The sequence below is a fragment of the Primorskyibacter sedentarius genome, from assembly GCF_004342065.1.
In the GTDB taxonomy this organism is placed as follows: Bacteria; Pseudomonadota; Alphaproteobacteria; order Rhodobacterales; family Rhodobacteraceae; genus Primorskyibacter; species Primorskyibacter sedentarius.
Window position 1 is genome coordinate 1 of sequence record NZ_SLZU01000008.1, and the last position, 18,525, is coordinate 18,525.

At 57.3% G+C, this 18,525-nt stretch carries 15 protein-coding genes and 7 pseudogenes; 11 read left to right on the plus strand and 11 right to left on the minus strand.

Annotated elements, in window-relative coordinates:
- The 3 genes and pseudogenes from EDD52_RS11995 to EDD52_RS12005 all read right to left on the minus strand — a co-directional run.
- A pseudogene (locus EDD52_RS11995) lies at nucleotides 1-245 on the minus strand (hypothetical protein); the annotation flags it as partial.
- A gap of 436 nt (nucleotides 246-681) precedes the next feature.
- The gene (locus EDD52_RS12000; RefSeq protein ID WP_132245268.1) at nucleotides 682-1,686 is read right to left on the minus strand and encodes a hypothetical protein; all 1,005 of its coding nucleotides are present in this window, start codon (nucleotides 1,684-1,686) and stop codon (nucleotides 682-684) included.
- The gene (locus EDD52_RS12005; RefSeq protein ID WP_165907525.1) at nucleotides 1,683-2,699 is read right to left on the minus strand and encodes an acyltransferase family protein; all 1,017 of its coding nucleotides are present in this window, start codon (nucleotides 2,697-2,699) and stop codon (nucleotides 1,683-1,685) included. Before EDD52_RS12005 ends, EDD52_RS12000 begins: the two co-directional genes overlap by 4 nt.
- 653 nt (nucleotides 2,700-3,352) lie before the next feature.
- Here EDD52_RS12005 and EDD52_RS12010 point away from each other — a divergent pair.
- The 5 genes and pseudogenes from EDD52_RS12010 to EDD52_RS12025 all read left to right on the plus strand — a co-directional run.
- Nucleotides 3,353-5,482, plus strand: coding sequence for a polysaccharide biosynthesis tyrosine autokinase (locus EDD52_RS12010; protein ID WP_132245272.1), 2,130 nt, complete (start codon nucleotides 3,353-3,355; stop codon nucleotides 5,480-5,482).
- Nucleotides 5,483-5,642: 160 nt separating this feature from the next.
- The gene (locus tag EDD52_RS12015; RefSeq protein ID WP_165907526.1) at nucleotides 5,643-6,809 is read left to right on the plus strand and encodes a polysaccharide biosynthesis/export family protein; all 1,167 of its coding nucleotides are present in this window, start codon (nucleotides 5,643-5,645) and stop codon (nucleotides 6,807-6,809) included.
- Nucleotides 6,810-7,075: 266 nt separating this feature from the next.
- Entirely contained in the window at nucleotides 7,076-7,264 is a 189-nt protein-coding gene (locus tag EDD52_RS24370) for a metallophosphoesterase (protein WP_132245276.1), read from the plus strand.
- Between the two features lie 84 nt (nucleotides 7,265-7,348).
- Nucleotides 7,349-7,498 carry a hypothetical protein gene (locus EDD52_RS23695; RefSeq protein WP_165907527.1) on the plus strand — a complete coding sequence of 50 codons (150 nt, stop codon included), beginning with the start codon at nucleotides 7,349-7,351 and terminating at the stop codon, nucleotides 7,496-7,498.
- 495 nt (nucleotides 7,499-7,993) lie between these two features.
- Nucleotides 7,994-8,379 (plus strand): annotated as a pseudogene (locus EDD52_RS12025) (transposase); the annotation flags it as partial.
- Nucleotides 8,380-8,415: 36 nt separating this feature from the next.
- Here the strand turns inward: EDD52_RS12025 and EDD52_RS23970 are convergent.
- Together EDD52_RS23970 and EDD52_RS12030 are read right to left on the minus strand one after the other, a co-directional pair.
- A pseudogene (locus EDD52_RS23970) lies at nucleotides 8,416-8,800 on the minus strand (transposase family protein); the annotation flags it as partial.
- 3 nt (nucleotides 8,801-8,803) lie between these two features.
- Nucleotides 8,804-9,047: pseudogene (locus EDD52_RS12030) on the minus strand (transposase domain-containing protein); the annotation flags it as partial.
- Between the two features lie 257 nt (nucleotides 9,048-9,304).
- Between EDD52_RS12030 and EDD52_RS12035 the strand changes: the two are divergent.
- Nucleotides 9,305-10,493: pseudogene (locus EDD52_RS12035) on the plus strand (IS110 family RNA-guided transposase).
- 2 nt (nucleotides 10,494-10,495) lie between these two features.
- On the opposite strand, the pseudogene EDD52_RS23975 reads toward EDD52_RS12035, so the two are convergent.
- From EDD52_RS23975 to EDD52_RS23990, 4 genes and pseudogenes are all read right to left on the minus strand, one after another.
- Nucleotides 10,496-11,068, minus strand: a pseudogene (locus EDD52_RS23975) (IS66 family transposase); the annotation flags it as partial.
- 63 nt (nucleotides 11,069-11,131) lie between these two features.
- A complete protein-coding gene (locus EDD52_RS23980; RefSeq protein WP_243651918.1) occupies nucleotides 11,132-11,443 on the minus strand; it encodes a transposase in 312 nt (103 codons plus the stop codon).
- Nucleotides 11,436-11,828, minus strand: a complete 393-nt coding sequence (locus EDD52_RS23985; protein WP_243651919.1) for an IS110 family transposase — start codon at nucleotides 11,826-11,828, stop codon at nucleotides 11,436-11,438. The genes EDD52_RS23980 and EDD52_RS23985 overlap by 8 nt, the downstream gene beginning before the upstream one ends.
- Nucleotides 11,774-11,944 (minus strand): hypothetical protein, encoded by a 171-nt coding sequence (locus EDD52_RS23990; RefSeq protein WP_243651929.1) that lies wholly within the window; start codon nucleotides 11,942-11,944, stop codon nucleotides 11,774-11,776. Before EDD52_RS23990 ends, EDD52_RS23985 begins: the two co-directional genes overlap by 55 nt.
- A 208-nt stretch (nucleotides 11,945-12,152) precedes the next feature.
- Between EDD52_RS23990 and EDD52_RS12050 the strand changes: the two are divergent.
- Nucleotides 12,153-12,607 (plus strand): annotated as a pseudogene (locus EDD52_RS12050) (ATP-binding protein); the annotation flags it as partial.
- Between the two features lie 164 nt (nucleotides 12,608-12,771).
- Here EDD52_RS12050 and tnpA read toward each other — a convergent pair.
- Together tnpA and EDD52_RS12060 are read right to left on the minus strand one after the other, a co-directional pair.
- The gene (tnpA, locus tag EDD52_RS12055; RefSeq protein ID WP_132245280.1) at nucleotides 12,772-13,188 is read right to left on the minus strand and encodes an IS200/IS605 family transposase; all 417 of its coding nucleotides are present in this window, start codon (nucleotides 13,186-13,188) and stop codon (nucleotides 12,772-12,774) included.
- 379 nt (nucleotides 13,189-13,567) lie between these two features.
- Nucleotides 13,568-14,113 carry a cytochrome b gene (locus EDD52_RS12060; protein WP_132245282.1) on the minus strand — a complete coding sequence of 182 codons (546 nt, stop codon included), beginning with the start codon at nucleotides 14,111-14,113 and terminating at the stop codon, nucleotides 13,568-13,570.
- 218 nt (nucleotides 14,114-14,331) lie between these two features.
- Here EDD52_RS12060 and EDD52_RS12065 point away from each other — a divergent pair, with 218 nt between their 5' ends.
- Genes EDD52_RS12065 through EDD52_RS12080 form a run of 4 tightly spaced genes read left to right on the plus strand, consistent with a single transcriptional unit; the run spans nucleotide 14,332 to nucleotide 18,515 of the window.
- Entirely contained in the window at nucleotides 14,332-14,970 is a 639-nt protein-coding gene (locus tag EDD52_RS12065) for a CDP-alcohol phosphatidyltransferase family protein (RefSeq protein WP_243651920.1), read from the plus strand.
- On the plus strand, nucleotides 14,967-16,583 hold the full coding sequence (locus EDD52_RS12070; protein WP_243651921.1) for a sulfatase-like hydrolase/transferase: 1,617 nt from the start codon (nucleotides 14,967-14,969) through the stop codon (nucleotides 16,581-16,583). The genes EDD52_RS12065 and EDD52_RS12070 overlap by 4 nt, the downstream gene beginning before the upstream one ends.
- Nucleotides 16,580-17,494 (plus strand): lysylphosphatidylglycerol synthase transmembrane domain-containing protein, encoded by a 915-nt coding sequence (locus tag EDD52_RS12075; protein WP_132245284.1) that lies wholly within the window; start codon nucleotides 16,580-16,582, stop codon nucleotides 17,492-17,494. The genes EDD52_RS12070 and EDD52_RS12075 overlap by 4 nt, the downstream gene beginning before the upstream one ends.
- A 31-nt stretch (nucleotides 17,495-17,525) precedes the next feature.
- Nucleotides 17,526-18,515, plus strand: a complete 990-nt coding sequence (locus EDD52_RS12080; protein WP_132245286.1) for an ABC transporter substrate-binding protein — start codon at nucleotides 17,526-17,528, stop codon at nucleotides 18,513-18,515.
- Nucleotides 18,516-18,525: the final 10 nt, after the last annotated feature.

Below are 18,525 nucleotides of genomic sequence, written 5' to 3' on the forward strand. Positions count from 1 at the left end.
GCAGGAGCAACCTGTCGGGTCTCGACGCCGACACCAGCGAGCACCGACCATAGCTTCCACTCCAGCCCACCAGTCGCTTCGAAGCACACGATAGCCTCTCGCTCGCGAGCAAGCTTCGCCACGATGGCATGATCGCCATCGTTGTTAGTCAATCGAAGGCGCTGGCCATCAGGAAGGCAATGAACGTCCAGCCAGTCACGGTTCACATCTATCCCGATGATCCGGCCATGTGATAAACTCTCCATGTTCTCCTCCTTCTGGTACGCGGTCCTGAAACGGCCGCAGGCAACTGTTCGAGGCAATGAAGGAGAGGCGGTGCCGACACGCCAGGAAGCGTGGCCATGCCAACAGGGTCAGACGTCGCGCACCACCCCGTCACGCGTCTTGGCCAGGACCCGTAACGGGGCAGGATACCAGATCCGGAATACAGATGGGTCAGGAGGACTCTGTTGATGCCAAAGCAGCCTGTCTTTCCCGGTTTTAACGCCTGAAGATCTGTCCATGGTGGAATATGACTGATGGCATAAGGGCGAATCTGTTCAAATTACGGCAAACCGCCAAATTGGTGGTGCCCAAGCCGCTCGATTGGCTGAAAACAACTCATCTCACTCCTTGCGAGACCATAAAGCCATAATCTCGGTGCAGCCGATCCCGCTCGTCAGACGTTCCAGAACTGTTGCGTCACATTTCAAGGACAAACCGATAGTAAATCACAAGGCCAAATGTCATTGGCCAAGATGCCAAGACCAACAACCGGCGAGCCCGGACGTTAGCCGTCCGAGCGAGTATCGGCAAATAGAAAAAGAAGTATCTCGCATTCTGAAACGCGTGCGTGAGAGAGGTAAAGAGAAGGATCGTCAGAAAGCCCGACCTGACTTCAGCCTGATTGAAGGCTTTTACATAAGAATTTGGCCGAAAAACTGACCACCCGTAAGTCGCAAAAAGCAGGAAAACCGCATAGGTCAATCCAAACATGAAATCCATTTGCGGCTGAATCGACATCACCATTGAAGACAGGAACACGATCACTGTTTCAAGATGACTGAACTCTGGATTAACGATATCGCGTGTCCAAGAGTAAACTGCAAAATTCGGAAACAGGGTTGTCACATATTTGAAGTTCGCATCGAGGAATACTATCGCTCCAGCCGCCAGAAACACCATATATACATGCGGCCTGAACGTCTGAAAAAATATGACACCAATACGAAAGACGATGATAATGTAGCCGTTATTTTCGGACGTTGCATATGACAACGCCAAAAGTATTGAAATCACCAGCGTTTCCTTCTTCCACCCGAGATTTGTCGAGATCAATGCGAAGGGGAAGAAAATAAACTCGACCTTTATCTTTGTTGCGAGGTAGGCGGAGAACGGCAACGCCAAATAGGTCACAAGGGTTCCCCGCTCAATAAGACCAGCAAAAACCAATCCCATGACGATGCATACCGTCGTCATCGCCATAAGGATTCGCAGAATCACCTGATTGGAATCTTTGAATATTTGTTGGCCATCGAACAGCAAGCCGTTGAATTGGTTCCATCCCCGGATGGCATCGCCATATCCCTGTATTTCGGGGTGAAAGAAGGCTATGCATATCAGCAGGTTTCCGATGAAAACGACCCCCGCTTCCAGCAATTCTTGGTTGCTGGCGTTGCCTGCCATTGCCGGTTCTGAACTGATCATCTCTTGACCAGCTTATGTCCGTAACCGGCTAACGGTCTTTCATACCAATAATAGAGCGGCGCAGAGACGATCACCGAAATGATAAGTGTGATCAAGAACAGGGCAAGTCCGTCAGTATAGTAAGGCTCCAGCCAGTCGATGACGAGTTTGTGGAGAAGGTAGACTCCGAAACTAACACTCCCAAGTGCCTTGAGGGGTGTACCGAAATCGAGATATGGAGCGTGGGTAACCAGTACGAAAACGGCACCGCCGAGCAGGTAGCTGATGATGTATCGGCTGGGTGTCTCACTGAATGTCGTCGAAAAGGAATAGGCGAAGGCGCACGAGATGATGGCGACAACTGAAAATACGATTGCCGTCTTTCCAACACTTAACCCCGCATCAATTTCGTATCTCATCTGCGCACCCGTGAACATGCAAAACAGCCCGAGAGGAACCGCAACAGGTATACGCGATTGAGTTCCCCAACGCAGCATTGCGGAGGCAACACAAAGTAAGCCGAGAACTAGAAGGACGCCTTTGAATCTATTCAGTATGATGGACGGGTTGACGACAAGGAATGCAGTTATAACGGTATAGAGGACGAATTCTATCGTCAAAGTCCAGTAAACGTCGATCGCATTATCAAACCCGAAAAGTTGTTGGGCCATCGTGATATTTGCGACCCAATCAGTTGCATCTAATCGATCTGACCATACCAGATAGGCAAGCACTAGAGAGAGCCAGTACATCGGGTAGAGTCGAAAGAACCGTTTGCATAAAAAATTGTAAGCCGATCCATCGCGTGCGGCGCTTGGAATAACCAAATATCCGGAAATGAAAAAGAATACCACAACACCAAGTTTGCCGGGGTCAAAAACATATGTGTAGAACCATCCGGATTTATCAGCGGTATGCGAAAATACCACCAGAACGGCTGCAATTCCGCGAACTGCTTCGATCAGGGCAAACCTCGTCGACGATGGATTGCCATGACGCGCCTCGCCGTCCAACTGTAACCGTTCCTGCGTCAAGTCATGGTACTCTTTAAAAACTTCCTGCTCTGAATCAGTATTTTCAATCGGTTTTCATGTCGCCCGACCGGACACGCAATTTTTCATCTTGTCGATAATACGCCGTTACGTCGCACTTAGCTGCCTCTTGTCCTGCATTCCTGCCCTACTTCGGCAATCCTGTCTAAGACAAGCGCCTAGCGGTCACAACCGACCTTCCCCAAGTCGCCTGCCGTTTGAGGCCATATTTGCCTGACGCTGTCCCAATTTCAAACGGTTTTCGCCCACCGATTGCAGCGGCTGTCGTGTAATGGCGTTGCTGTGGTCGACGCAAACGAAGCAGTGACGTCAGGCTGGGACAGCAGAAAGACGATCGCGCGAGTACGACACACGGTACCCGTCCCGGCCTAGATCAGCTTGGTTTGACGGCCAATACAGAGAAAACAGCCAGTTGCTTGAACAATGCGGGTATAAACGTGGTTTCAAATTACGGCCTTGGCTTCATAGGTGTGGACAGGGTGGCGCAAACTTGACTATCTGGGCACATAGTTTTTGTATTCGGCAAGCGCTTTTCTAATCCGGACCCTCGTTCGCCGCTGCGTCGGCTGAGAGTTTGCAGGGATATTGTCACGTCTTACAGGACCGGGTGCTGATTAAGTGAGAGTAAAAGGTTAATGAATTTGCACAACACGCCCTTACGACAGCAATCCATCTCGGAAGACGGCACCAGACAACTTGCAGAACTGACCGGTATTCTCTGGCGGGGTCGCTTTGTCCTGCTTGCAAGTACGTTGATCGCGCTGGTTCTGGGCGCTGCCTACATTTTCTATGTTGCCACGCCGGTCTACAAATCAACGGCGACGTTGGTGCTTGAGACCCGCCAGGAACAAGTTGTCGACTTGCAGGGTGTCATAAGCGGCCTTTCTCCCGACAGCTCTACAGTGACCACCGAAGTCGAGGTGTTGCGCAGCCGAGGATTGGCCACAAAGGTTGTCGAAGCGCTGAAGCTGATTGATGATCCGGAATTCAATGTCACGCTCAGACCTGAGTCTGTTAAGGACAAACTGCTCGCAATGGCCCGCAGCGTCGTCCCCAATCCGAACGCAATCGACGCGCCCCAAGCAACCGAGGCGCAAGCAAAGGCCACCGTGGTCGATGAGTTGCTCCAGCGGCAGTCGGTGCAGAACGTCAGTAACAGCCTAGTGTTTCACGTATCGGTTCTTAGCAAATCCGCAGAAAAGGCAGCATTGATCGCCAATACATTTGCCGATGCCTACATTTCGGATCAGCTGCAGGTCAAAAATGACGCTGCACTTCAGGCCACCGATTGGTTGACCGAAAGAGTTGGTGAACTGCAAATCGAGCTTGAGAAAAGCGAAACCGCCGTCAGGGCATTCCGCACCGAAACCGATCTGATTAACGCCGACGCGTTGGCATTGTTGGACCGGCAGCAAAAAGAAGTTCGGGCACGCCTTGAGGCTGCGCGCGCGGAGCTGGAAAACAAGCGCGCTTACGATGCGCGTCTGTCCGGCGCCTCGGATCGTGAAGTGGCAGAGCTGACACAGAATGCAGCGTTGCTGCGCATTCTGAGTGAATCCGACGAACAACTAACCGCCGAACAAAAGACCGCTTTTGACATGATCGCTCAACGCCTTCGTGACCAATCAGCGCGGGATCTGCAGCAAACAGCGCAACAGATTGCGACACTCGACAGCACCGCGAAAGCCTTGCAACAGCGCGTGGATGCACAATCCGCTGATCTCATCGTACTGGACCAGCTTGTTCGCGAAGCTCAGGCCAGCAGACTTCTATATGAGTATTTTCTCAATCGAATGAAAGAAACCTCGGCCCAACAGGGCATCCAACAAGCGGACAGCCGCGTATTGTCGCAAGCCGTCGCGCCGACGAATGCCGCCCTGCCGCGCGTCTCACTGGTCATTGCGGCAACAGGATTGGCAGGTTTCCTGATCGGCGCCGCGTTCTGTATCAGCAGAGCCATGGCTGTCGCAGGTGGCTTTCACTCGTCCAGTCAGATGGAAGCTGTCACCGGCAAGGCCGTTTTCGGAGAAGTGCCCAGAATTCGGGCGCGAAAGCGATCGAGGTTTTTCACCTACATACGCGAGCATCCGACCTCTGCGATCGCCGAGGCTTTCAGAAACCTGCGGACTTCGGTGTTTATGTCCAAATCCGACGCTCGGCCCCGCGTTATCCTTGTTTCATCCGCTCTTAGCGGTGAGGGAAAATCCGCCACCTGCCTTGCCTTGGCGCACCAGATGTCCGAGCTGGGAAGCAAGATATTGTTGGTGGATGCGGACACACGTCGCGGAGGGCTTGCCAGCTATCTGGGAGTGAGCCAACCGGAACACTCGCTGACCGAAGCATTGAGGGATGATCTTGGCTGGCGGCAGGCCGTCATTCCAGCGGCCGCGCCAAACCTAGATTTCGTACACGGTGGCACGGGACTTGCGAATATCCCGGACTACTTTGCCAAACAGTGGTTTCCCGCCTTCATCGACGAGGCGCTGAAGCAATATGATACCATCGTTATCGATACGCCGCCCGTCCTATTGGTAACGGATGCGCGTATTCTGGCCAAGGTTGCCGATGTCATTCTGTTCGTCGTGCGCTGGAACAGCACGTCGCAGCAGCAGGTTCAGGATGGGATCAAGAAGTTCGAAAGCCTCGGCTACCCTGTCTCCGGTTTGGTCATGTCGATGCTCGATGCAAGGGGAATGCGTCGATACGGGTATGACAACTCCTATGGCCCAACGACTGGCCGTGCTGCGTCATATTTCAACAACTGACATGGTCGTTCCATCCACAAACAGATCGAACACGCGCAACGTTCGGATGCCCCCTCGAAGTAGAAAGGATTTGCGCTTGAGACGGTTTCTTGAACCCTTGTCGGTGATCCGCGTCGTCGCTGTGACGGCGGCACTCTGGCTTGTTGCGTCTTCCAACGTCGTGGCGCAGGCCGCGCCGGAATATGCCCTGTCGCGCAACGATATTCTGAGGATCACCGTCGTGGACCGGCTGGCGCAGGCCGACACGGTGCCGCCTCTGGAAAAGGTTTCCGGCACCTACCAGATCGATTCCAGTGGTAAGATCAATATCGCCTTCATCGGTCCCATTGCGGCAGAGGGGTTGCCCGTGGGCGAGCTTTCGGACCAGCTGGCCCAAGAACTCGGGCGTGCATTCGGATTGATTGAGATGCCGGGAGTCGCCGTATCTATTCAACAATATGCCCCTGTCTATGTTTCAGGACATGTCGCACTGCCCGGAGCCTATCCGTTGCCACCCGGATCACTAGCCCTGCAAGCTGTCGCTCTTGCAGGGGGCCTCAACTCTGCAGATGAGCAAACCTACGCAGCCGAGCGCGACCTGTTCGAAGGCAAGTTCAGCAATCTTTTGCTGCAAGACGACATCTTGCGGCTGCAAGTGCGTGCCGCTCGGCTTGAGGCAGAACAATCAGGCGCAGAGACCGTCGCCTTTCCAGACAGTCTCAGGGAAGACGGCCACCCAAACACAGACAAAATCCTGGAGCTTGAAAAACAGGCGTTTGAACTGGCCCGCCAACGGTATCTGGAAGACCTGGCCGCTCTCAACGAGCTGGAAGACCTCCTTCAAACCGAACTTGCCGCCAACGAACGTAAACTGGCAACCCAACAAGAGCGTCTGGAGCTGGTAGCTGCAGCCGCAGCTGATCTGGACCAGCTGGCAGAACGCGGGCTGGTTCGGACCGATCGGCTGCTTGCTATCCAATCCACCCAAGCCAGCATTGAGGTTACAGTGGTCGATCTTGAGCAATCGATCTACCGGGGGCGGTCGAGATTGGCTGAAATAGACCGCGATCGGCGGTTTGCAACGACAGATCGCAGCCAAAGGGCATTGTCGGAGCTGACTCAGGTGCGCGAAGAACTTGCGATCGCGCAGACAACGCGGGAAATGGAAAACGCGCTTTCTAGGGTATCCGTCAACCATATTGGCGCAGCCCGCGCCGGGGCCCTTGAGCAACACGAACCCCGTTTCCGGATACTTCGTCGGAGCCCGGATGGGCTGGAAAGCATTGATGCGACTGGCGAGACACCTCTCAGGCCCAATGATCTCCTCGAAGTCATTTCCGGTCCATAGCGCGGCATGCCGACTTTCAGTCCGTAGTGGTTACTTTCACCATCAGTACAACAGTCAACTGCAATAGATCTTGAGTTGTGTCGATCTTTGCACTCGGTAGGAGCGTAATTTCCCTGCCCTATCAAAACGACTTTTCGCGTATTTGATTGCCTCTCCAAATTCGCGCAAGACCGGCGCATTCCCCCGTCCCGAACACGGCCTGCGCATACTCGCGATTGGTGACGTTCACGGATGTGCCGAACAGCTTGAAGAAATCCTGAAACAAGATGAGTGTGAGCGGTTTTTTTCTGGGTGACATGATCGATCGCGGCGCGAATAGCCGAGACATACTTGAACGCGTCTTTTCACTGCACCAAGATCGTCCCCAACAGGTCTTCGCCCTTATGGGAAGTCACGAAGACATGGCGTTGCGCTTTCTTGATGACCCCTCGCGCAACTGGCCTTTGTGGCTATGAAACGGAGGATTGCAAACTCCCGCCAGCTTCGGTCTGTCCGGGTTGACGGAATTGTCTGCGAGCGATGCGCAGGAGAACGCGGCATTGCAATTTAAGAACGCGCTTGGCCGCGACATGCTCAACTGGCTGCGGAAGCTGCCTGTGCATTTGCAGTTTGGCAATGTTTATTTCATCCACGCGGGTGCCGATCCCGCTCTCCCTCTGGACATGCAGACAAAAGAGACATGCATTTGAGTTCACCCGGAATTTCTGAAAGTGCCAAGACAGGACGGAAAATGGGTCGTGCTAGGGCACATAATCGTCGATCAACCGACCGCGAAAGACGGTCGCATATCCGTTGACACAGGCGCATATGCGACAGGAACGCTTTCGGCAGCAATCATTGATGATATCGGGGTGACGTTCCTGCAATCCTGAACCCACCCTGTTGATCACTTGCTGCTTTATCCCGACGCGAACCCATGCGCCCGCAACTTGGCAATGTCATCGCCACGCATCGTGGTCATGGAAGCTTGCGGCAGAGCGCCTAATTTGGTCGTCAGCGCCCGCGATGGGAGTGGGCAAAACATGGTGGTCGTCGTGGTAGTGTAAGGTTCCGGAACAAGGCGGGACCCACCATGGATGTTATTATTATGGTCGATACGACGGCTGGTCTGGCGTCCGAACACGACGAGCAGAAGACCGTGATGATCTCTTTTCATTGATTGCTCCGCAATCAACTGCCGGGCAATGGAGGCGACATTTCTGAAGGCACATCGAACGGCGATCAGCATGGCCGCTATAATGGACGGCGTGGTCGCCTGATCGGACGAACCAAAGGTGGTATAAACTCGAAACTGCACGCCATCTGCGATAGCCATAGACGACCGATCGACCTGTTAGTCACTGCCGGTCAGGTCAGCGATTACATCGGCGCATGGGCACTTCTCAGTGGCCTGCCAAACGTGAAATGGCTGCTCGGCGATCGTGGCTATGACACCGACTGGTTCCGAGAAGTTTTACAGGACAAGGAGATACGCGCCTGCATTCCCGGTCGAAAGAAGCGGAAGACACCAGTCAAATACGACAAGCGCCGCTACAATCGGCGAAACCGGATCGAGATTATGTTCGGCAAGGACGAAGCACGCGCGTTGCGCAGCAATGTCAGGAGAGAGGCGGCTACGGCGTTTGTATTTGCGCTCGTCATATTGGACAGCCTATCGCGTGACTTCCTGCTAGGGGTGCAGGGGCGTATCCTTTTGTCTTTTAAGGCATCTCGGAACCAGTCGGCATCGCAACCTCGGTCAGCTATCATCCAATCGGCAGCTGGTAAGCAGCTCAAGAATGCACCGGCGCCCGTGTAGTTACAGATCTGACCGGCGGTCATGAAGAACCTTACAGGGCGACCCGTGGCACTTGGGACGGCTTGCAACTCTGGGTTCATCCCGCCCTTGGTGCGCCGGTTCAGACGTCCGCCCACCCCTTTTCTACCCGCAAGCTTGATGCCGTGCGATATGCCTTCTGATTGGCTGCATCAATCATGGGTAACCGGTGTTCCGGTCACACTTTGGCGTCGTAGTTCCAGGGCATGAGGATTGCGAAGCAGCTCTGCAAGTGCCCTCCAGCGATGGCCGTCAGGGTTCTATCCAGCCAAGCGTGGGGATCGTCGGCGTTCAGTTTAACTGTCTCGATCAAAGATGCAATTACGGCCCAGTTCTCGGCCCCCGGCGTCGTGACCGGCAGAGAAAGCGTTCTTCCGGTTCAACGCGATGGGCCGGATGGTGCGTACGACGGTGTTGTTATCGGACATGCTGACTTTGGCGCTTCGATTTCGGCACCTGTTTCCATATGTCATGTTAAACAGGTTCTGCGGGATCGGGGCGTCGGAGTGCGAAGAAGCGGGCAGGCCGACTAGACAATGAGCTGTGAGCTCGTGTTGTTATCTGGCCGCCCCTGCGACCAGCCCGTCTGCGCCGCGAGCGCGTATCCGTAGATGTCGTACGAGCCCGTGCACTCCTTATGGCAACAGCAGAGGAGACGCAGGCAATGCGATCAATTGGAATGGATGTACATCGAAGTTTTGCGCAGGTCGCGATCTACGATGATGGATAAAATGACCGAAAGCTTCAGGGTCGACATGGAGCACGACGCGGTGGTGGCTTTCGGGCGAAGTCTGAGGTCGGAAGACGAGGTGATCCTAGAAGCGACGGGAAACACCTCGGTAATCGTCAGATTGTTGACACCTTTCGTCAACCGGGTGGTGATTGCCAATCCACTTCAGTTTAAGGCAATTGCTCATGCGCGGGTGAAGACCGACAAAGTCGATGCGAAGATCCTTGCCCAACTTCACGCCGCAGGATTCCTGCCTGAGGTTTGGGCTGCAGATGATGAGACTTTGCATCTGCGACGCCTGGTTTCGGAACGCGATGCAACGGTTCGTTCGATCCGGCGGGTGAAGAGCCGTGTTCAAGCCATCCTTCATGCCAACCTGGTTCCTAAATATGCAGGGCACCTGTTTGGCAAAGGTGGTCGCAAATGGCTGGGAAAAGTCCCACTTCCAAAGTCGGAACGCGACCTGTTGGGTCGCCATCTTGATGAGCTGGATTGGTTAAGCCGCAAGCTTGAAGAACTGGAGAAGGATCTGATCGGGATATCGCTCGATGACACGCGCGCCCGTAAACTCATGATGATCGCCGGCATCAGCTCTGTGATTGCAACTGCCGTAATCGCTTCCATCGGAGAAATCAGTCGCTTCCAAACACCCGAGAAACTCGCCAGCTATTTTGGGCTGACACCGCGGGTCCGCCAATCTGGTGATCGGGGTGCCATCCATGGGCGGATCTCCAAGCAGGGAAACGCGACGGCTCGAACAATGCTGATTGAGGCTGCATGGGGAGCATCTTCGGTCCCAGGTGCATTGCGGGCTTTCTTCTTGCGGATAAAAGATCGCAAGGGGGCCAATGTCGCGGCTGTGGCGACAGCACGCAAGATCGCAAATCTTATCTGGCATCTTTTGACCAAAGACGCCCCTTATCAATGGGCAAGACCTGCGTTTGTCGCAATGAAGATGCGCAGGCTGGAACTACGCGCTGAAGCACCGAAAGCTCACGGCAAAGCTGGTCCAGGGCGTGATTACTGGATCAAGGAACTCAGGCACCGCGAGATGGAACTGGTTGCCAACGCCGAGGCCTCCTATGCAAAGATGGTTGAAGCTTGGCGAGAAAAGCCACCAAAACAGCAAGAAAACTGAAAAAGGGGCTGTTCAGTAACATCCGTGTCGAGTTCGATCCAACCATGGGTCAGGAACAGGCGGAGGCCGTTCCAGTATTTTGCGATGTAGGTCAGAGCTTCGCCGAGTGTAGATTTCCTCGCGACACGGGCGCAGTGCTTAGTGAGGCATGCCTTGAAGTCGCCGATGATCGGCGCCTAACGCTCCTGCCTTGCCGTGAGGCGCGCAGCGGGATCAAGGCCCCGGATGTCGGCTTCGATACGATAGAGATCGCCGATACGCTTCACGCCATCCTCGGCAATCGGCGCGCGGCCGGTCCGGGTGATCTCCACAAGTTTGCGCCTGGCATGCGCCCAAAAGTAGGCCAGGGTGATATCATGTCCCGGCTTGAGAAGGCGATTGTAGTCGCCATAGCCATCGACCTACAGGATGCCCTTGAAGCCACGCAGGATCTGCTCGGCGTTCCGACCGCCGCGCCCGGGCGCGTAGCTGAAGGCTACTCCAAGTGGCGCCGCGCCACCCCAGGGACGGTCGTCTCTCGCCAAGGCTCAGAAGTTTCCGGTCTTCGCCTTCTGCCGCCCGGGGTCGAGCACCGGGCGCGCGTTTCATCTGTTACCCGGCAGGCGCATCCGATCGAGGCTGCCGAGTATCCGTTATGATCAAGCGGGTTCTTGGGCCCATTTTCGGCCGTCTTTAATCAATGCCTTTGCCAGGACGACGAGCTTCCTCATGACGGCTGTCACCGCGACTTTGCGCGGCTTGCCCGTTCGAACCAAGTCTTCGAATTTGGCCTGAACGGTACGGTTGTACCGGATAGCGCAAAGCGTCGGCATGAACAGTGCCTGCCGGACAGATCGCCTACCGCCCTGTATCCGTTCATGACCCTGCCATTGCCCTGATTGGCGTGAGATTGGTGCCAATCCGGCAAGAGCTGCGGCTTGCTTGCCGGTGAGCGCACCGAGCTCAGGCATGTCTGCGAGCAATGCCAGGAATGCTGATCAGGATCTCTAAACGGTGGGCCGGCTTGGGATCAGAGGCGACGATCACCTTCATGGCGGCGTCTACCCGGGCCAGCTGCCGCTCGATCTGACCCAAACGCTGGGTGAGCAAACGCCGCAGCATGGCATACCTTGCGGTCTTGAGCCGTGTTTTGGCTGCGGTGCGGTCCTTGATCAGGCCGCGGCGGAACACGAGCAATTCGCGAAGGTCGCCAAAGGCTTCGGACTGAGTCTCTGTAGGCTGGAGTTGCAGAGCGCTTCCCATTCTGGCCAACATCTCGGCATCAATCCTGTCGGTCTTTGCTACGCGCCCGGTTGCTGCCGCGAACCGCCTCGCCTGCCGTCGTCGAAGACCCACAGGAAGAGAGCAGCAAGTCCGGCGGCATCATCCCCGAACCGCCGGTGCTCGGTTCTTCCTGAGCAATAGGCGTCCAGCGTTGCTTTCGACACGTCGATCCCGATTACATTCTGCATGGAATATCCCCCACCTTGTCTTGTCATGCGGGCCCGAAGCCCAAGTATCCGTTCAGGTTTGAAGACAACGCGGGGGTGACCATACTCGGCATCGGTCCGTCATGACCCAGAGGGGTACGATCCATCCCCCGCTATCACGCCAATTTGCGCGATCAGCGTGATGGCTCCCATCATGCAACAGGAGCTGCCAAAATCATAAGACAAGAGGGGTGGTCCCGGAACGGACAAAAGCCACACAGCTGCTGCAATCGGCGTCCAGGCAATCGAACACCCAGACGCAAGGTTCGCTTCTTCTCAACAGTGGAGCTCGTCAATGCACTGGAGCAAGAAAAGGCGATCGGGAAGGCAGGGAAGCTGACCGAGATGCTGACCAAAGTCGACTTGGTCATCCTGCACGAGCTTGGATACTTACCGTTCAGTGCGTCTGGCGGTGCGTTACTCTTCCATCTGCTCAGCAAACTCTATGAACGCACCAGTGTCATCATCACAACTAATCTCAGCTTCGCAGAATGGGCGCAGGTCTTCGGCGATGCAAAGATGACCACAGCGCTCCTCGATCGGCTCATGCACCGCTGCCACATCTTGGAAACTGGCAACGACAGCTACCGCTTCAAAGCCAGCTCTAAGGCTGCAAAGAAAGCAAGGAAGGAGACCGCGTCATAGACCACGATGCATAATTGAGTGTGGGTCAGTTCTCAGTGACAACCAACAGATCAGGCACTGACGCCAAAAATGACGCTCTCCTGCTTCGGCGGGATCAGTCTTTTTGCGAAAAAGGCCTCGTCTGAAACCGACCCGTCACCGAAGTCCTGATCCTAAGTGAACGACTACCGGCTGGCGCCGGTAGGATCGGCGATGTGATTTTCCAGGTACTGAAGTACGATGTCTTCGGTGATGGCACCGTTGGTGGTTGAGAAGTAGCCCCTGCCCCAGAACCTGCAGCCCCAATAACGCTTTCGGATGACCGGAAACTCCCGTTGCACCTTGTGGGACGAACGGCCCTTCATCTTGCGCACCAGGTCAGAGATGGCAATCTTCGGAGGCACCGATACGAACATGTGGACATGGTCACACGACAGCACCCCGCGCAAGATGTCGACCTCGTTCTCGCGACAGACCTGGCGGCAGATGTCGCGCACCCGCAGGCGCAGCGCTCCGGTCAGCGCCTTGTAGCGGTATTTCGTCGACCAGACGATGTGATAGCGGTGATAAAACACGCAGTGTTTGCCAGTGTCATATCGCATGATCTTACCCTCCCGAAAATGAGCCTCCGACCCGGCTGCGGCTCATTTTCGGGAGGGTAAGATCATAACTCGATTCTTCGCGCTGAAGCGGGTCCGACTGGAAGTCGGAGGGTTTGAACCAATGAGTGGATACTAAAACATCTTCGGTAAAGCCGACACGGTTCAAATCCTCCGCAACTCTAAGCGGCATACAGGCACATTTTCGTTCCATCTTGTGCTGGGTACAAGCAGCACGACAAGGACCCTCTGGGTGGCGGCCGACAGCCTATCCCGGCTCAATAGTTGCTGCACAATTTCTTTGCATTTCGGAGGATCGTTGTCTGATGCAAAGCTGTCTCAGCGATCAACATCTGCTGGGGCCGCACGCTCAGGCTCACGGTCATGCCGGGGGCCACATACGGCTGAAAACCCCGTCGCGCTTGACGAGACCGTGCAGGGCTGCCGCGCCGATGTGAGCGAGGATCAACAACATAAGAGGCACGCGACCCCAATGGTGGATGGTCTTCGCGACCGCTTCGACAGCCTTGTCTCGGGCCACGAATCCGCCGACAAGCGGATCCCAGATCTCCATTGGGAACCCACCAGCCTGCACCCGCAAAAACCCTGAGATAACCATGACCAAGAGGAATAGATACAGCAGCCAGTGCACGGTATCGGCAATCCTTGCCTGCATCGGCGGAACGGAAACCGGCAAGGGTGGCGGAGGCCAGGCCGCACGTGCCGCAAGACGCGCCAGAACGAGCATCAGGATCAGCGGGCCGATGTTCTTGTGATACAGGTACAGCCAGTCCTGTAACGGACGCGGCAGCCCCTCCTGCACCATAACGAGACCCGCTGGTATCGTCGTCAGCACAGCGAGCACAGTCAGCCAATGCAGGATGCGCTGGAGCCTTGAATATCGGGCGAGCGACGCAATTTCGGTCATTCTGTCTTCCCCCACCCGCTGCCAATGCTTCCGGATGACCTTAGGGCAAATTGTGGCGTCGATAAACAGGGCAAACGCTTGACAGAAACACGCTGCCCATCACTCTATCATACATGCATAGCTCGACAACGAGAGTGAACACTTCTTCGAACAGGCAACCGGCAGGCCGGCCCCCGATCCTTACGGCTCTTGTGGCTGCGGCCGCATTCGCAGCGGGCGTGCTCATTGTCTCGCGGCTGATAGCGACCGACTGGATGCTGACCCCGTTTCTGGCATTTGCAGCGGCCGCGGCGGTAACAATCGGGTTCCTGCACCAGAGCTGGACTGCTCCGCGGTTCGGTCCGGCAAATGTCCTGACACTCTTGCGACTGGCACTGGCGACGCTGCTTCTCCTGCCGATCGTTCAGCCGGGACTTGCGACCGGCGAGCCGGGCTGGGCCATCCTGACGCTCGCGGTCGTAACACTGGCACTTGACGGCATTGACGGTCCACTTGCGCGCGCGAATGGCCTCGCCGGAACCTGGGGCGCGCGCTTTGACATGGAGGTTGACTCTGTATTCGCGCTTCTGCTGTCCATTGCAGTCTGGCGGATCGGCGTGGTGGGCCCTTGGGTAATCTTGCTTGGCGGTCTGCGCTATCTATTCGTGCTCGCCGCACTGGCGTTACCCTGGCTCGACGCGCCGCTGCCTGCGCGGTTCCGGCGCAAGGTGGTCTGCGTTATGCAGATCGCCACGTTGGTGGCTTTGATCGCACCGGTGACGCCGCCTGCTTGGTCGGGTCCTGCCGCGTTCGTGATGCTGGCCTTGCTGACATGGTCCTTCGCCATCGATGTGATCTGGCTGGCGAGACAACGGTGAGGACCCGGCTGCGCCTGGCCACCTGCCTTGGGCTGGCCGCCATATTTATGCACCTCGTATTGGTATTGCCGGACCGGCCTGATGGGTTCCGGCTGCACATCTTTGCGACCCTGGCGCTGGAGCTTCCGGTATTGCTTCTCGGCGCCCTCGCATTGGGTCGGCGTGCACAGTGGCCAGCGGCCTTTATCGCCTGCGCATTGATGGTGCTGACCGCCCTGAGGATTGCCGATATTGCCGCGCTCGAGGTCTTTGGGCGGCGCTTCGATCCGGTCGTCGACATGAACCTTGTGTCCGCTGCAATGCGGCTTGTTGCAGGCGGGTTCGGCATTGCAGCTGCGGTAGCGCTCACTGTGGCAATTGTCGTCGCGCTCATGCTTTTCGGCTGGCTCGTTTACCACGCGATCGGCCGCTGGGCCCGGGCCGGAGCCGCCTTGTCGCGCTCTGCCCGGATCGGTGCGGGCAGCCTCGCCCTCGCTCTTGCCGTCCTGCCTGTTGCAGAGACGGCCACCGCGCTTAACGACTGGGATGGTTGGGATCCTCCTGGAAGCAGCCGCGCCTCCCGCCTTGCCATCGAGGAAGTTCTCAGTTTCCGCCGTTCCCGCGCCGCGTTGACGGAGTTCAAGGCCGCCGCCGCGCACGATCCCTGGCGGGACCGGACCGGGGCGCTGGCGCAGCTTCACGGGCGTGACGTCGTGATCATCTTTATCGAAAGCTACGGGCGTGCCGCCTTTGATAATCCGGGCTACGAGGCACGGCACCGCGCGACATTGATGGCGGGCATGGCAAAGCTGGAACGGGCGGGTCTGGACATGCGGTCGGGGTGGCTCGCCTCGCCGGTGCAGGGCGGACAAAGCTGGCTCGCCCACGCCACCATTGCCTCTGGCCTCGAAATCGAAGACCAGCGCCGCTACGGTGCGCTTCTGAGCAGCCCGCGCCTTACGCTCTACGACATTGCGACAAGGGCGGGCTATGACACGCTCGCCGTCGCGCCCGCCATCGTCCTGCCCTGGCCAGAAGGCCCGCAATTCGGTTTTGGCCACATCCTTGAGGCCGCCGATCTTGGCTATGCAGGACCGCCCTTTAACTGGGTGACGATGCCCGACCAGTACACGCTGGCGGCATTCGAGAGGCTCGCCCCGCGCAGCAAACCGCTGATGACCGAGATTGCTCTGATTTCAAGTCACGCACCATGGACACCGGTGGCCGAGCTCGTGCCTTGGGACATGGTCGCAGACGGCCGCATTTTCGCCGATATGGCGGGCGCTGGCCCGACCCCGCGCGAAGTTTGGTCAAACCGAGAAACCATTCGCCGTCACTATGGGTTGTCACTTGACTACGCGATCCAAACTGTTCTGGACTGGGCGGCGCTGCCGCGGATGCAACAACCGCTGGTCATCGTGCTGGGCGATCACCAAGCGGCCGCGACCATTTCGCAAAAAGGCGGCATGGATGTCCCGATGCACCTGATTGGCCCTCCTGAAACGATTACCCTTTTCGACAACTGGGGCTGGACCAAGGGGCTTGAGCCTGACGCCGACCTGCCGACCTGGCCCATGAACCGCTTCCGCGACCGTTTTCTCGACGCCACCAGTGTTCCGGAGGGACAGCTTTGAGCTTTATTCGCATCCTCCTTCCGCTGGCACTGATCGCGCTTTGTCTTGCCTTTGCGGGCGGACGCGGGCTCTGGGACCGGTTTGCGGACCTGTCTCTGCCTTGGATGGGTGCGGCAGTGGCCATGCTGAACCTTGTCATCATCCTGTCCGCGCTTCGCTGGCGCCTGACCGCAATCGCGCTTGGCCTGCCACTCACCGTGGGTGGTGCAGTACGCGAATACTACCTCGCGCAATTCGTGAACCAGACGTTGCCCGGCGGCGTGCTCGGCGATGCTGCACGGGCGGTCCGTTCGCGCAATGGCGGGCCGCTGACGCCCGCCGCACAGGCGGTGGTCCTCGAACGCGCCTCGGGCCAGATCGGCATGGCGGCAATCCTCGGTCTGGCCACCATCGGCGCGGCAGTGCGGCCGGGCACTCTGCCCCCTGTAGACGCAATTGCGATCGCGCCGGTCTGGATGGCCTTGGCTATCACTGTATTTCTGGCCTTCGCGCTCGTCGCGCTGGGGATAAGCCGCCGCACGACGGGGAGCTGGGGTAATGCGGTGCGCATCGCGCTGGCCCGCCGCTGGCGGATGCAACTGACGCTTTCGGTCACCATCGCGGCGCTGACCGTCACGGCGTTCGCGCTTGCAGCGCGGGCCACCGGCACCGCGCTGCCGATCTTTGCCACGGCATTGGTGGCACCGCTGGTCCTGACAGCAATGCTGCTTCCCGCTTCTGTCGCCGGGTGGGGCTGGCGTGAGGGAGCCGCTGCGGTCCTGTTTCCGCTGGCAGGTGCTGACGCTGCGGCCGGCTTTGCCGCCAGTATTGCATTCGGGATAGCCGTCCTTGCCTCGACCCTGCCCGGCGCGCTGTTTTTCCTGCGCCGCAAGCGCGCGCGACCAGCGTGCGTTGACTGCACTCGCATTTAGCCTAGCTTTGACGCAACCGGAGGTTTTGCGCATGTCATTCATCACCCCAACCCGGCGCCGATTTCTTGCAGGTACAGCGGCGTCTGCGGCCGCAGCAACTCTCCACGGACCGGCTGCCTTGGCGCAATCGGCCGTCACGTTGCAGCTTTCGTGGCTGCATTCTGTCCAGTTCGCTGGCAGCTACATCGCGCTCGATCGCGGGTACTGGTCGGAAGAGGGGCTAGACGTGTCGCTCCAACCCGGTGGGCCCAACGCCCCGGTGGAACCTCCGGTCGTTGCTGGCTCCGCGCTCGTCGGTATATCCGCTGCAGATTACACCGCCGCCGCGGTCAATCAGGGGGCAGCGTTCAGAATTATTGCCGTCGCCATGCAGAAGAATCCCTTTGCCATCGCCTCGCTGCCGGGCAACCCGGTCAACGCTCCCGTCGATCTTATCGGCAAACGCATCGGCATGGCTCTGGCGAATACCCCTGTGCTGAACGCCCTGTGTGCGATCAACGGGATCAATCCGTCAGAGATCGAGATCGTGCCGACGCAATATGACGCAGCGCCATTGGTTCAGGGGCAGGTCGATTGTCTGCTGTGCTGGGAAACCGATTTGCCGGTCGCGATGGAGATCCAGGGCGTCGAAAACGTGACGATGCTACTTGCCGATCACGGCTACTCGGTCCATTCGCAGACCTATATCGCCACCGAGGACAGCCTCGCCAATCGACGCGCAGAACTGGTCTCGCTCATGCGGGGCGAGGTGCGCGGCTGGGAGGCGTACCAGAAAGATCCTGAGGCGGCGGCGGAGCTGACCGTAGGAACGTTCCCCAACGAAGGCCTTGACCCGGAGACCCAGAAGCTTCAGGCCGTCCGGCAGGTGCCGTTGATGTTCTCGGATCTGACCGACGAACACGGTTTTGGCTGGTTCACAGATGACACGGTGGCCGCGAATGTCGAGACGCTTGCCTTGCTTGACACACCCGTGGATCCGGCTTTGTGGGACCGCTCGATACTGGACGAGATCCGTGGCTAGACTGGACGGT

Coding starts and splice junctions, on each gene's coding strand:
- EDD52_RS12000 (WP_132245268.1), bottom strand. CDS start 1,686: ATGATCAGTTCAGAACCGGCAATGGCAGGCAACGCCAGCAACCAAGAA.
- EDD52_RS12010 (WP_132245272.1), top strand. CDS start 3,353: ATGAATTTGCACAACACGCCCTTACGACAGCAATCCATCTCGGAAGAC.
- EDD52_RS24370 (WP_132245276.1), top strand. CDS start 7,076: ATGAGTGTGAGCGGTTTTTTTCTGGGTGACATGATCGATCGCGGCGCG.
- EDD52_RS23980 (WP_243651918.1), bottom strand. CDS start 11,443: ATGCCTGAGCTCGGTGCGCTCACCGGCAAGCAAGCCGCAGCTCTTGCC.
- EDD52_RS23990 (WP_243651929.1), bottom strand. CDS start 11,944: ATGCAGAATGTAATCGGGATCGACGTGTCGAAAGCAACGCTGGACGCC.
- tnpA (WP_132245280.1), bottom strand. CDS start 13,188: ATGCGATATGACACTGGCAAACACTGCGTGTTTTATCACCGCTATCAC.
- EDD52_RS12060 (WP_132245282.1), bottom strand. CDS start 14,113: ATGACCGAAATTGCGTCGCTCGCCCGATATTCAAGGCTCCAGCGCATC.
- EDD52_RS12080 (WP_132245286.1), top strand. CDS start 17,526: ATGTCATTCATCACCCCAACCCGGCGCCGATTTCTTGCAGGTACAGCG.